This is a genomic window from Lysobacter hankyongensis (assembly GCF_039543145.1).
Lineage (GTDB): Bacteria > Pseudomonadota > Gammaproteobacteria > Xanthomonadales > Xanthomonadaceae > Lysobacter_I > Lysobacter_I hankyongensis.
The window spans coordinates 68769-82837 of record NZ_BAABJE010000018.1 but is presented as its reverse complement, the minus strand read 5'-3'; the positions used below and the strand labels follow the sequence as shown (position 1 = coordinate 82837).

The following is a 14069-nucleotide window of genomic DNA, read 5'->3' as shown; positions in this document are numbered from 1 at the left end:
CGATGACAGACCACCGGAAAAGCACCGCCGCCCCTGCGCAGCGACACGGAGACCGCAGCATGACCACTGAAACGAATGCCGAAACGAGCGCCGATGCCGGCAAGCGCGAAGCCGCGCAGCGCGCCTATCACGCACTGTTTTCGCGCACGATCCAGACGCCCGGACTGAACATCAAGAACGAATTCAACGAACAACCGTCGCGGCAGGGCAGCGTGAACCAGTTGCTGCACGACGCGGGCTACTCGCTTGAACAACGCGAACTGCTGATGTCGGCCCTGTCCCGCGCCAACAAGGCCGGCGTCGCCATCGAGGAAGGGCGCCTGCGCGACGCCGGATTCCATCGCGGCAACACCGCCGAAGCGCTGGCGGAAATCCGTGATGCGGGACTGTTGTCGACAGACCGCCTCGGGGCGATGTCCGCGGACGTGGAGATGATGATCCAGCGCATCGACGAGAAACGCCCGGGTCGTTATCAGGACGCACAGACATTCTTCGCCGGTACCGTGGCAAACGGCACCACCGACGAAGAGGCGTCGAAGCGCGCCACGCAAAAGCTCTACGAAACGCTGCTCGATTCGGGCCTTGATCCCGAACAGGCCAGCAAGGGCTATCACGCGCTGCAGGATGCGCTGGCCGCGCGCAAGCTCATCGCGACGATGACCTCGGGCGAACCGGTCGTGCAGCCGCTGGCGGAACTGTCGCAATCCATCAAGGTCATCGCGGAGGCCAAACCGCCGGTGCTGGATGCGACCAACCTGCAGACGCTGCGCGACCTGGAGAAGACCCTCACCGACAAACACCTCACGCCGGCCGCGAGCCTGCTGGGCAACGGCAGGATCCTGTCCGAGCAGGATGTCACCGGCAATTTCACCATCGACCCCGCGCAGGCGCGCGAAACCGCGCCCGATCGCCTGGAGAAACTGCAGGCGGTACTGGACTGGTACGAAAAGAAGAACCAGGTCCATTCGATGGGCGCGTTCTACGGCTACGTCTTCAAGAACGCGCCCGATGCCATCAAGGCGATCAAGGATGCGCAGAACGGCGACGGTTCCGCACGGAACGATGTCGCGTTGGTCAAGGCGGTAGAGCGCGCCGAGGAACTGCTGGGCATCGTCAGCAAGGATTTCCGCACCCAGAGCGCACAGCAAGTGGTCAAGACCGTCGACGACCTGCGCGAAAGCCAGTTCAAGACCGCGGACCAGGTCGCCGATCTGGTCGGCGTGCTGCCGGTGGTCGGCCCGCGCGCGAAATTCCTGATCAAGGAAACCGCGATCGGTCTGCGCTACGCCAGCGGCGACATCAGCGGCACCGAAGCCATCACCTCGACCGTGAAGGAAGCCGCATCGGCGGTGGTGGGCGATGCGATCTTCAAGGACAAGGTGCTGGACAAATTCTCGAAGAGCGGCGAAGACCTGCTGTTTCCGCTGGCCACCGCGATCGGCGGCAACGTGCTGGCCGAGGTCGGCAAGGTCGTGGGCCAGAACAAGCTCTCCGACATCAGCGCGGAGAAACTGGTGCAGGCCGTGAACGTGGGCATCGCCAAGGGCGTCGTCGAGGGCGGCTTCAAGATCGCGGAGAAATTGAAGCTCGGCGACGACCGTCTCGACGAATTCATGAAGACGATGGTGAAGATCGCGCAGAAGTTCGGCGTGGAGCGCCCGGTGGATCAGATGATCGACCAGGAGCTGAAGTCGCGCAGCCGCAACGGCAAGAGTTATTCGATGCTCGAAGACGGCGGTTCGGTCGAAACCGACGCGCGGCAGACCGGAACCCGCGACGGCGAGGCCGGCATGCGCAAGGCGCTCGCCGCACTGGCGGCGATGGACGACGGCACGCGCCCCAGAGCGCCCGGCGAAGCCGACAACATCGCCGCTGCGCTGACGCTCGCCGCCAACAGGGGCGGCCTGCGCCAGATCGATGCGGTCGTGCCCAGCAGCGACGGCTCGCGCCTGATCGCGATCCAGGGCGACGAACGCTCCGAATTCAGCAGGACCGCGAGCGTCGCGATCCGCGAGGCGGCGAAGGTGCCCGCCGAGGAATCGCAGCGGCAGATCGCGCAATCGCAATCCGGCGGGCAGCAGCCGTCGCAGGCGGAGATCGAAACGCGCACCGCGATGCGGATGGCGTGAACGGAGCGGCAGGTCGGGTCTTCGACGAGCCGAAAGCGCCGGACCCGGCCTGCGGCGCCGCATCGAACCCGATGCGCGGGCGGGGGCATCATGGCACCTCGCGGGCATGATCCTCGCGCCGCCCGAATCCCGCTATCCTTCACGGAACCCTGCGATTCGATCCACTGCCGAAGAGACCGACATGCGCCTGCGCACCCTGCTTCTGCTCTGCCTCCTGCCGCTGGTCGCATTCGCGGCATCGGCCGCCGACAAGCGCGACGAGATTCGCCGACAGGCCGAATCCAGCCTGTCCGTCAGCGGCACCATCGACATCACCGCGGAGGGCAAGGTGGTGCGTCATGCCCTCGACGCGCCGGAAACGCTGCCCAAGGGCATCGTCGACATGACCGCGCGCCTCGCGCCGCAATGGACGTTCGAACCGGTGCAGTTGCCCGCCGGCACGGTCAGCCGTTCGAAGATGAGCCTGCTGTACGTCGCCAAGCGCCTCGACAACGGCGATTACCGGATCGAACTGCGCAGCGCGAATTTCGCGTCCGACCTGCCGCCGGAAGCGGGCATCCGCATCGCCCGCCGCGGCCGCATGCCGGCGTATCCCGAGAACTTGGTGGAGCGCGCGATCAACGGCACGGTCTATCTCGTGGTGCAGATCGGTCGCGACGGCAAGGTCATGAACATCGACGCCACCCACGTCAATCTGCGCACCATCGGCAGCGAAGACGAGATGGCGCAGTGGCGGGACCAGCTCGCGCAGACCAGCATCAAGGCCATCCGCGGCTGGACCTTCGAACCGCCGACCACCGGCCCGGATGTCGATGCGCCGCACTGGTTCGGCACCCTGCCGGTCGCGTTCACGATGATGGGCCAACGCATGCCGAAGCCGGGCAAGTGGGAAACCTACATCCCCGGTCCGCGCAGGATCCTGCCGTGGCAGGACAGCGCCGGCATCACCGCCGACAACGCCGACGCGCTCGCCCCGAACCAGTTGCACACCCAGGGCAGCGATCGCCGCCTGCTCTCGCCGCTCGGCGGCTGAGACGCATCGTGCCGGGCCCGGCAGCCGCCGGGCTCAGCGCAACAGCGCCTGGCGTTCCGGCGCATCGAACCACGCCACCGCGAACGCGCGGAACACCGTCTGCAGCCGGGTCGGATGGCGTCGCTGCGGATGCACCAGATACATCGGCAGCTGCGCGATCTCCCAGTCGGGCAACAGGCGCTGCAACCGGCCTTCGCGCAGTGCATCGTGCACGTGGTACTGCGGCAGCCGCGCGATGCCCAGGCCGCGTTCGGCCGCATGCTGGATCGCATTGAAATTGTTCACCGCCAGCGGCGTGCGCAGGCGCACGGTCTCGCTGTCGCCGCCGCGCACGAACACCCACTCCGCATCGTCGCGAAAATGGTTGTTGCGCAGCGCCGGCAACCCCGCCAGATCCGCAGGCCGGCGCGGCACACCGCGTTCCGCGAGCAGTGCGGGCGCCGCGACCGGGATCTCGCGGATCAATCCGACCGCGCGCGCCACCAGCCGCTCCTCCATCGTGCGGGTGATGCGGAAGGCGAAATCGTAATGACCATCGAGCAGATCGCGGGTCAGGATGCTGAGGTCGACCTCGACCTCGACCTGCGGATGCGCCGCCTGGAAATCGGCGATCAGATCGACCAGGAACACTTCGCCGAACGTCGTCGCCGACGTGATGCGCAGGCGCCCGCGCACCTCGCTGCGTTCGGCGGCGATCAGCTGCTCCGCATCGTCGTAGGCGCCGCGCAGCCGCGCGGCCTGCTCCGCATAGCGATGCCCCAGCGGCGTCAGCGACAGCCGCCGCGTGGTGCGGATCAGCAGTTCGGCGCCGAGCGTGCGTTCCAGCTCGGCCACCTGCCGGCTCACGTGCGCCTTGGAATAGCCCAGCGCCGCCGCGGCCGCGGTGAAACTGCCGCGCTCGGCCACCGCCGCGAAGCACAGCATCCGGTCGATCCGGGTCGATATTGTTTCCATATGGCAACAGTATTTCCATGGTCGGCCCGCTAATCAAGCGGATTCAGGCGGCGCAGACTGTTTCCACCGCCGGCATTGCCGGCCTCCCGGAAACAAAGGAACCACCATGAACATTCTCCTGATCGGTGCCCAGGGCACCCTCGGCCGCGCCGTCGCCGAAGAACTCGGCCCGCGCCACACCCTCATCACCGCCGGCCGCAACAGCGGCGACCTGCGCATCGACCTCACCGACCGCGACAGCATCGCCGCCGCCCTCGCCCGGGCCGGCCAGCTCGATGCGGTGATTTCCGCCGCCGGCAACGTCGCCTTCGGCGGTCTGCTGGAACTCACCCCGGAACAGTGGGAGATCGGCCTGCGCGACAAGCTGATGGGCCAGGTCAACCTCGCGCTGCTCGCCGCGCCGCTGCTCGCCGACGGCGGTTCGATCACGCTCACCACCGGCGTGCTCGCCGAAGACCCGATCCGCTACGGCGCCTCGGCCACGCTGGTCAACGCCGGCATCGAAGGCTTCGTCCGCGCCGCGGCGCTGGAACTGCCGCGCGGCGTGCGCATCAACGCCGTCAGCCCCGGCGTGCTGCAGGAATCCATGCCCGGTTATGCGCCGTACTTCCGCGGTTTCGAAGCGGTGCCCGCCGCCCGCGCCGCGCTCGGCTTCAGCCGCAGCGTCGAAGGCGCACAGACCGGGCAGGTCTACCGGATCGCGTGATCCTGCACCGCCCGGCCGCGCGAGCGTGCCGATCCCGTTATCCTGCGAACGGGGTCGGCACGGGATAGGCACGGGAGACGCACGATGGCGGCGCAGGGCTTCAACACGCACGGCTTCGCGACACTCGCACTCACGGCGCTCCTCGCCTGCAACTCATCGCAGGCGCAGGCCGGCGACACCGGCAGCGGGCATTTCCGCCTGGGCGACAGCGGCGTGACGCTGACGCATGCGGTCGCCGTCCGTCACGAGAAACATCTCGATCCCGAGGAAGACGAAGTCTTCGTCTTCCTCAGCGACCGCCCGCTCGACCCCGCGACGATCGCCGCGGCCTTCGACCCCGACGACGGCGCGCGCGAATCCTACGGCGAACGCAGCGGCGGCTACGTCCGCGTGTGTCTCCCGCCCGACGGCGGCGAATGCGGGCTTCACTACAGCCGCAACGACCCGAGCGATTCGTTCAACAGCTCCGGCTACGGCGATCTGTCGGTCACGACGCAGACCCGCGACCGCATCGCCGGCCGCTGGCGGCTCGAAGAACCCGAGGATTTCTTCGGCAAGACCTACGACTTCGACCTGCGCTTCGACGCCGCGATCCACACTCCGCCCGGCACGTCCCTGCCCGCCGGCGGCGGCGACGCCGGTGCCGCCTACCGCGCCTACACCGACGCGGTGAAAACAGGCGACCTGCGCACGCTGCGCGGCTTCCTCGGCGATGCCGCCGAATGGCGCCTGCCCGACAACGACGCCGAACGCATCAAGGAAACGCTGAAGGACCTCCGCGACGAACAACCCCTCGCCCCCGAAGTCCTCCGCGGCCGCCGCCACGGCGACACCGTCGTCCTCTGGGTCCGCGGCACCGACCGCGACGACATCACCCGCGCCGGCCGCGTGCGGATGTCGTGGAAAGACGGGCGATGGTCGGTGGGCGAGCAGGATCTGGATGGGCCGTAAAATTTCCGGCCATCAACACCGGTAGAGCGGCCTTCAGGCCGCTATCCGGCGATCCGGCGACGATTCAGACCTCATAGGCTGGATGTTTCGCACCCAGCACGAGCATCTCAGCAAGCAGCCCGGGTAAGGCCGCAGGCCGTACCCGGGGTTCTCTTGTCATTGCTCCCGGGTGCGCTTCGCTTACCCGGGCTACTTGCTTATGCGCCCAATACGACCATTCTCCGCGGAGATGCCGGATCGATGACCCAGCCTACTGCTCTTCCGTGGACAGGACTCCGTTGGCATCCGGCATCAACCATTGCAGGTCAAATTCCTCGCTAGTGCCATCGCGGCGACGTTCCAGTTTCTGGGCGATGACCACCCGCTGCCCATCGGTGCGAACAACGATCAACCCGTAGACAGCAACGTTCCGCTCGGCCTGGTCCAGCAGCCGGTCCAGCTTTCGCTGCAACGCAGCCTTGTCGGCTTCTTCGGCCTCCTGCAGCTTGGCGACGAGAAGCCGAATCTCTTCCTGGGTCGCAATCGCTGGCTTCGTGTACTCCGCGGTCGAGCGCGAGAGCTCGGTGGAAAAGATGAGGGGTCGATCGCCTCTGCTATGCCGCCCGACAGCACCCAGCGTATTAGGTCGAGGATGGCAGTGCGGTTCGTCATCGCCTGACGATATGACTGTCGCGACCGGATTGACGGCGCGCAGAAACCGCGTCGAAAAGTCTCCGGACCCATGATGGCAAGATTTAGCCACGTCGACCTCCAAGGCTGCGCGAGCACGTTGCATCATGGCTTCTTCTGCAGCCACGTCCCCATCTTCCGGTAGCGGTCCCGCGTGAATGTCGAGAAGATGTTCCTCGGCCGGTACATTGAGGTCTCCGCCCAAGAGCACACGCACGTTCCCATAAACGACCTTCAGTACGACAGAGTGCCCATTCTTGGTTTTCCCGGGGTCCTGGAACCACGGCAATCCGCGCATGCCGTCTGCCTCGACCACGGCCGGACCCATCACCTCGATACGCAGAGGATTGCCGTTCTGACAACGGTGGATCCGGTCATAACCGGGAAGGTGGCCCGACGCAAGGGAAAGCCCCTCGATTCTGCCGATCCGATTCGATGCAAGCGCGGTGCGCAACAGCGAAACGTATTTGGCTTTGCTGGCATGATCTATCTGCTCCATCAGCTCAGTGAGCTGATCGTGCGTATCTATCAAATCAATCACGCACATTCTTCCACCGACTTTTTCACGCGCGCCCAGTTTGTCGCGCGCGCGCGGCGGGACGCTCGACAAGCGTGTTGTGATAAACGGCATCAAAAGTGAACGCTGGCGAGGAGAACAAGCCTCGGAAGCCCTCGTAGTGATCGAGGTCCGAATGCGAGATCACCGCGAACGCAAGTGCCAACTTCCGGCCCGACGTCTCGTGCGGCTCGGACTCCTGCTCTCCCTTTCGATCGAGCTTTAGGTTGAAGCGCCACGAAAGAAAACGACGCATGTTGCTTCCGGCGCCAGCGTCGACCAGCGCAAACTCATCATCCGGAGTTACCAGAAATGCGCCGTCACCTTGGCCGACATCGACAAAGTTGATCTCGAGCAGTCGTTCGGCCTGGGAGTCGTCGACGTGAAGCCAGCCTCGCTCGCCGCGTCCCTTCACCTCAAGCCATCCATCGGCTTCTCGATCCCGGGAAAGCACTTCGACCCAGTCGCCCCAAATCAGCTGCTGCAGTTTTTTGGACTTCGGGTCGGGATTCTCCCGGACGAAGACCTTGCCTGCCGCGCCTGTTCCTGCGTAAACGTGGTCCCTTGCCATGAGGCCTCCGGAGCGATGACATATGACACACCATACAGACTGCAGGTTCTGCAATACGGAAGCCAGTGCCGTCGCTGAAGATCACGCCGCCATCGCGGGAAGACCCGGACACACATACTCGCCATTTCCTTTCCATGGTGTAGCGGAATTTCCCGGTCGGATGCAGGGATATTCGGAGTTGTTGGCATCCTGATCTTCGTCACGATCTTCAACGCGACGCAGCTCTTCCACACATTGTTCATTGATCTTTTTGCACATGATTCACGAGTCGATAGATTCGGCTGATCGTGCAGCATGACTGCCGTCGATCATGGGATGACATCCGCAATCAAGCAGGCGTAGGCTGCGGCTGCGGATCACAGGAGATGAAGCAAGGACGAGCTTCATGTGGGATCGCCTTTGCTTTCCAGGACGCGATCCGTATCGGCGGGCAGGTCAGCCCGCATCGCTGCTCACATCATGGAAAAGGAACCCCAGATGAAATGTCACGTCAATCCCATCGCCGTCGCGATCGGCGCCGCGCTGCTGTCCGTCGCACTGCCCGCTTTTGCGGGTGAATTCCACACGACCAACAAACCGATCGATGGCCAGTACATCGTCGTGCTCAAACCGCAGGCGGCCAGCCTGGTGGGCGAGTCCAATCGGGCGGCACGCGTGCCAGACGCCGCGAAATCGATCGCCGCCCAGCATCGCGTCAGCCTGGTGCGCAGTTTCGACCGCGTCCTGCGCGGTTTCGTCGTGAAGGCCGACAGCGCCGCGCTTGCGGCGCTGCTGGCCGACCCCCGCGTGGCCTATGTCGAACAGGACGGCATCGCCACGCTGGACACGATCCAGACCGGCGCGACCTGGGGGCTCGATCGCGTCGATCGGCGCCTGCTGCCGCTGGACGGCTGGTACACCTACGACACCACCGGCGCCGGCGTCCACGCGTACGTCATCGATTCGGGCATCAACCTCACCCACAACGAATTCACCGGCAGCATCGGCGCGGGCATGGACTTCATCGGCGGCGGCGTCGGCGATTGCAACGGTCATGGCACGCACGTGTCCGGCACCATCGGCGGCACGACCTACGGCATCGCGAAGGACGTCACGATCCATCCCGTCCGCGTCTTCGGCTGCGGCAACACGACGGCCGTGTCGACGGTCATCGCAGGGATGAACTGGGTCGCCGGCAATCAGATCCTGCCCGCGGTCGTGAACATGAGTCTGGGTGTCATCGGCAGCCACCCGGATGCCCCCTCGCTCGATGCCGCAGCCCAGGCCTTGCACGATGGCGGCGTCACCGTCGTGGTCGCGGCGGGCAACAGCAACGCCGATGCCTGCGGCTTCTCGCCGGCACGCGTGCCCGACATGATCACGGTCGGTTCGACCACCAGCACCGACACCCGCTCTTCGTTCTCGAACTGGGGCACCTGCCTCGACTGGTTCGCGCCCGGCAGCAGCATCACGTCCGCGTGGATCGGCAACAACACGATCACCAACACGATCAGCGGCACGTCGATGGCCGCGCCGCACGTGGTCGGCGCGGCCGTACGCTACCTGCAGAACCACCCGACAGACACACCTGCGGCAGTGCGGGCCGCGCTGCACAATGCCAACAATGTCTTCGGCGGCCTGGGCGCCCCGACGTGGCCGGGCGTGGCCAGCCGCGGCACGGGCTCGCCCAACGAACTGATGCACTACGGATCGCTCAACGACGGCTACAACGACGGCGACCCCCACATCAGGACCGTCAACGGCCTGTACTACGACTTCCAGACCGGTGGCGAATTCGTCGCACTGCGCGGGCAGGGCATGGAGTTCCAGACCCGGCAGCGGCCGGTGGACGGCCTGCCCTGGGTCAGCGTCAACACCGCCGTCGCCGCGCGTGTCGGCAAGCATCGCGTGACCTGGCAACCCGGCACCGGCGTGAGCCCCGATCCGTCCGGTCTGCAACTGCGAATCGACGGCGCCGTCACCTCGCTGCCGCCGGGCGGCATCGCGCTCGGCGTCGGCGGCAAGGTGTCGCCGCTGGGCAGTACCGGCATCGCGATCGATTTCCCCGACGGCACGAGGATGACCGCCAACGCGTATTTCTGGCCCTACGGGAACGTGTGGTATCTCAATGTCCGCGCCTACGGCACGATGGCCACCGACGGCATCATGGGCGTGCTCAAGCCGAACGAGTGGCTGAGCCCGGGCTTCGCGGACAAATGGCGCGTGACCAAGCGCCTGGCCGCGCGCAACCTGTCGGGAAGGACGACGCGCGCGCCGGAAGAAGGGACGGCCAATGAAAGTCTCTTCGACTACGACAAGGAAGTGACGCCGGACAATTTCGTCAGCGAACCCTTCCCCGCGGACAAGGTGCCGCCGATGGATCCGAAGAACGTGGATCTCGCGAAACAGGTCTGCGCACGCATCAAGGACGAGAAACTGCTGAAGGACTGCCTGTTCGATGTCGGCACCACGGGCGACCCGGTGTTCGCCGAAGGTGGGGTTGTCGAACAAGCGCTGCAGGAAGAGGCGAAGTTGCGCTGATGGCCCGACGCTGCCGGGTGCCTTCACGGGCATCCGGCAGTTGGAAACAATCGCGGAGGAGCAAAACCGGGACACCCCTCTTTTCGCGGTCTTCCTCGTCCGTGAAGTCGAATGCGGGCGTTCGCTGCGCCGCATTCACTGCAGCAACCGCCCCCGCTTGTCCGCGAGGTCGATCGTCGCTTCCATGCCGGAGCGGAATTCGAGGCCGTCGCTTTCGATGCCGTCGCTGAAGATGACGCCGCCGTCGGGCATCAGCGAACGGATGCGCAGCGGGGTCGCCGGGTCGATTTCGCCGAACACCAGCGCCGCCTGGCTCCAGCGGCTGGGGAAGGGCTCGCGCACGCTGAAAACGAGTTGCCGCGCGTCCCAGGCGAAGCCATGTTCGCGCAGGGCCTGCGTGTGCTTCGAGGGACGTCCGCCGGCGACGGCGGTGGCGCCGGTGAGCACGCTGCGCAACCAACCGGTGGAACCGAGGCCGGTGGAGACGATCACGCCGCTCGACGACTGCCGTTCGTGGCGATCGCCCTGCGCGAGTTCGTAGCGCGCGGAGACGTGGCTGCGCGCGCCGATGAAGAAATCGTTGACCGCGAGCAGTTCCTGGCCGTCGGTGAGCCGCGCGCGGGCCATGCTGATCTCGCGGATCGGGCGCTGGCCGCGCCAGACATCCGGCAACAGTGTCGGCAGCGTCTCCGGCGCGAACGGCAGCAGCACGCCGTCGAAGCGCGCCGGATCGGGATTGATCGCGATCACCGGCTGCGCGTCGAGATACTTCAGGGTGTTGGCGACCAGCCCGTCCTGGCCGAGGACGACCACGGTGCAGTCCGGCGGAAACAGGAAATTCGGCAGGAAACCGCGATCCAGCGGTTGCAGGCGACCGTGCGCGCGCAGCGTGCGCTCGACGCTGGCGACGGCGGCGCGATAGGTCGCGTCTTCGAGCAGGAAATCCTCGAAGTCCATGCCCAGATGCTCGGCCTGGAACCGCGCCTGCTCGACGGTGTTGTAGCGCGCGACCAGTTCCTGCAGTCGCGTGCGCCGGGTCACCAGGACGATCTTGCGGTCCTGCGCCTGGTCGCGCATCGCGGTCACTTGCTCTTGCCGGCCATCTGCCGCAGCAGGTCGGGCGAGAAGTTGAACTCGCCGATCTTCACCGCGTTGTCGGCGATGTTCTGCAGGCCCAGCGCCATCAGCGTTTCCGGGCTGGCCTGGCCGAACATCATCGCCTGCAGCGCGCGCGGGTCCATGTCCTTGATCGCTTCGACCAGCGCGCGCATGGCGTATGCGCGTACGTCGGCCTCACGCTTGCGGTTCTCGGACTGCAGGCGCACCAGCTCGCCGTTCTGTTCTTCCAGCCTCACGTTGCCGGCGATTTCCTGCGCCTGCATCTCCTGTTGCTTCTCGAGGATGACGCGCTGCGATTCGACTTCGGTCTCGCGTACCTGGCGGCGTTTCTGCTCGACCACCAGTTCGCTGCGCAGTTCGCTTTCCTTGATCATCTGTTCCTGCGCGATGGCCGCGTTGCGGCGGGCGTAGGTGGCGTCGTCGGCCTGCTTGAGGATGTCTTCGCGCACCGGCGCTTCCAGCGCGCGCGCGGTTTCCGGCGTGGGCTTCACCGCGAGCAGCGCGAGATCGACGATCTCGATGCCCAGCGCCGCCAGCGCGGGCGCCGCGGCCAGGCCCTGGCGCGCGGTCTTCGACAACTGCTCGGTGCCGTGCAGCACTTCGCGCAGATCGGCTTCCTGCAGCAGCGCGCGGAACTGCGCCTTCACCGCGTTGAGCACGCGCATCGGCAGGCGTTCTGGATCTTCCGAGGCGTAGGCGCCGTTCGGTTCCAGCACGAAGTTCTGCTGTTCGGCCAGCGTCTTCGGCGATGCGATTCGATACCCCACCTGCCCCTGCAGCGTCACCGCCTGGAAATCGCGGGTGGTCTCTTCGAACATGAAGGGCACGTCGACCGCCGTCAGCGGCACGCTGACCAGCGTCGACGCCGGCGCGAAGTAGAAGAACGCCAGGCCGGTGCCCTCGCGCACCACCTTGCCGTCCTTGTACTGCAGCAGGTAATGGCTCGGCGAGGATTTGACGTAGCGGAAACCGAACATGCGGGGCTCTCCTGGGACCGGCTTCGACGGGATGCGAAAGTCGAATGATATGCCGAATCAAACCCTCTGAAACGGACCGGCCCACATTGATGCAATCGAGGGGGGCGTGGCCAAGGGAATTGGTGGAAGCAGAGCCACGGGCACGGATGGATATTTCAATGAAGATCGATTGAAGCTTCGAATTTTCAGCCGTCAAATCAGATCATGGGCGACCCGGATTTGATGGGAATCCGTGAATTTTCAGTGGACTGCATCGTCCCGGCGCCTGCTCGGTCGGTGCATCGACCTTCGATCGAAAACCCGGGGGGCGGCGCACAGGACGTGCGCCGTTTTTCTACGAGGCAAGGATGCCTCGTAGAAAAATTCCGGCCACCTTGCAGGCGGCAGATTTGAATTGGACCTGAGTGTTTCTTTGGTGACTTTCTTTGCGCCAAAGAAAGTCACTCGCGCACCAGCGCGAAAAAGGTTCCAAGCTTCACCTCGGCACCATGCGTCACCTGTGCCGATTGCTGCATGATGCAGCGATCGAACACCGTCAACCGGACACGACTTCCGCGATCAATTTGTCGCGCAACACCAGACTCGGCTCACCGCCGGGATGCAGCGCGAACACGCCGAAACCGTTGGAATAGATCACGCCACCGTCCGCGGTGAGATCGAACGAAGCCACATGACTGGCGAGCACGCGCTCCTCGCCGTGCTCGCTGCGCCAGACCAGCTTCCAGCTGTCCGGCACCAGCGAGGGCACGCCGTGCACGCGCTTGCTGCTGCGCATCGCGGCGTCGGCGTCGATCCGCCGGCCCTTGAGCAGGATGTCCTTCAGATCGGAGTCGTACTGCGGGCCGGTCGCCGAGGTCAGCGGTTTGCGCGAATAGACCAGCGACTGGAAATTGAGGAAGTGGAACAACGTGCGCAGCAGCCGGAACGGAAACAGCAGCGCATCGAGCAGGATGTCGTTGCCGCGGTAGCGTTGCCCTTCGTAGGGCCGGCGGATGAACAGCAGACTGCCGTCCGCCGTCACCCGCGGCTGCAGGAAATCGAAGCGCTGATCCTCGAACACGGGACTCAGTTCGCCGGTACGCGTGTCCAGCAACTGGATGGCCGCCGGTCCGATCGCGACCACGTGTCCTTCGGGGCCGCGCGCCAGGCCCGCGGACTGGAAGACCAACCGACCGTCCTGACCTGGCACCCAGCAGGGCGAGGTGTCGATGGTGTCGCCGCCGGTGAGTTCGCGCAGGTCGTCGCCTTCCACGCCCATGCTGACGATGTTGGCGGCGCCGTTGCCGGACTGCTGGCTGCACAACAGGCGCAGACCGTCCGCGCTCAGGCGCAGATCGTCGAGCAGCAGATTCTGGCGATGGATCAGGCGGCGCTCCTTGCCGCTGGCGATGTCCTGCTCGAACAGTCCGCCCATGCTGTTGTCGCGCAGGAAGTAGACCAGCCGGCCCTCGGGCGCGAATTGCACCGACGTGGCCAGCAGCGCCAGTTCGCGCCCCGGTCCTTCGCGCCAGGTGCCGCCGGCGCGCACGGAAAAGGTCGTGCCCTCCTTCCAGGCATGGCGCTCGCGCGAGCGTTCGAGCCGATCCATCGCGGCCTGCACATGCGGGCTGTGGATCTCCCGCGGCGGCGCGCCCGCGTCCGCATAGAACATCTTGCCGTTGGCGACGAACGCGACCCGCCGGGTGCTGGCCTGCGGTTTCGCCGCCGCCCAGCCGTCCGCCTGCGACCGATCGCCCCGGCGCTGACTCGACACCCAATACAGCAGAACCGCGACGACGATGGCGATGAGGAGAAGATGCATGGAGAGGACCCGCAGGATGCCTCGGCCATTGTCCATGGCGTGCGGCGGAGCGTCCAGCCGACGCGGTGCGTTGTCGCGGCACC

The 14069-nt window shown here is 65.7% G+C and carries 11 protein-coding genes; 5 read left to right on the top strand and 6 right to left on the bottom strand.

The window, feature by feature from the left end; translation table 11 throughout:
- Positions 1–59 precede the first annotated feature (59 nt).
- Entirely contained in the window at positions 60–2129 is a 2070-nt protein-coding gene (locus ABD974_RS16880) for an XVIPCD domain-containing protein (RefSeq protein WP_345304510.1), read from the top strand.
- A gap of 181 nt (positions 2130–2310) precedes the next feature.
- Positions 2311–3162, top strand: coding sequence for an energy transducer TonB (locus ABD974_RS16875; protein WP_345304509.1), 852 nt, complete (start codon positions 2311–2313; stop codon positions 3160–3162).
- Positions 3163–3195: 33 nt separating this feature from the next.
- Here ABD974_RS16875 and ABD974_RS16870 read toward each other — a convergent pair whose 3' ends face one another.
- The gene (locus tag ABD974_RS16870) at positions 3196–4086 is read right to left on the bottom strand and encodes a LysR family transcriptional regulator (protein WP_345304508.1); all 891 of its coding nucleotides are present in this window, start codon (positions 4084–4086) and stop codon (positions 3196–3198) included.
- A gap of 136 nt (positions 4087–4222) precedes the next feature.
- Between ABD974_RS16870 and ABD974_RS16865 the strand changes: the two genes are divergently transcribed.
- Both ABD974_RS16865 and ABD974_RS16860 read left to right on the top strand, forming a co-directional pair.
- On the top strand, positions 4223–4822 hold the full coding sequence (locus tag ABD974_RS16865; RefSeq protein ID WP_345304507.1) for a short chain dehydrogenase: 600 nt from the start codon (positions 4223–4225) through the stop codon (positions 4820–4822).
- Between the two features lie 84 nt (positions 4823–4906).
- The gene (locus tag ABD974_RS16860; RefSeq protein ID WP_345304506.1) at positions 4907–5773 is read left to right on the top strand and encodes a hypothetical protein; all 867 of its coding nucleotides are present in this window, start codon (positions 4907–4909) and stop codon (positions 5771–5773) included.
- Positions 5774–6023: 250 nt separating this feature from the next.
- Here ABD974_RS16860 and ABD974_RS16855 read toward each other — a convergent pair whose 3' ends face one another.
- On the bottom strand, positions 6024–6983 hold the full coding sequence (locus ABD974_RS16855) for a ComEC/Rec2 family competence protein (RefSeq protein WP_345304505.1): 960 nt from the start codon (positions 6981–6983) through the stop codon (positions 6024–6026).
- Positions 6984–7005: 22 nt separating this feature from the next.
- A complete protein-coding gene (locus ABD974_RS16850) occupies positions 7006–7569 on the bottom strand; it encodes an SH3 domain-containing protein (RefSeq protein WP_345304504.1) in 564 nt (187 codons plus the stop codon).
- 477 nt (positions 7570–8046) lie between these two features.
- Here ABD974_RS16850 and ABD974_RS16845 point away from each other — a divergent pair, with 477 nt between their 5' ends.
- Positions 8047–10089, top strand: a complete 2043-nt coding sequence (locus ABD974_RS16845; protein WP_345304503.1) for a S8 family peptidase — start codon at positions 8047–8049, stop codon at positions 10087–10089.
- Positions 10090–10224: 135 nt separating this feature from the next.
- On the opposite strand, the gene ABD974_RS16840 is transcribed toward ABD974_RS16845, so the two are convergent.
- From ABD974_RS16840 to ABD974_RS16830, 3 genes are all read right to left on the bottom strand, one after another.
- Positions 10225–11166: a diacylglycerol kinase catalytic domain-containing protein gene (locus ABD974_RS16840; RefSeq protein WP_345304545.1), complete on the bottom strand. Its 942-nt coding sequence runs from the start codon at positions 11164–11166 to the stop codon at positions 10225–10227.
- Between the two features lie 5 nt (positions 11167–11171).
- Positions 11172–12185 (bottom strand): SPFH domain-containing protein, encoded by a 1014-nt coding sequence (locus ABD974_RS16835; protein ID WP_345304502.1) that lies wholly within the window; start codon positions 12183–12185, stop codon positions 11172–11174.
- Positions 12186–12720: 535 nt separating this feature from the next.
- Positions 12721–13986 (bottom strand): TolB family protein, encoded by a 1266-nt coding sequence (locus ABD974_RS16830; RefSeq protein ID WP_345304501.1) that lies wholly within the window; start codon positions 13984–13986, stop codon positions 12721–12723.
- Positions 13987–14069 lie beyond the last annotated feature (83 nt).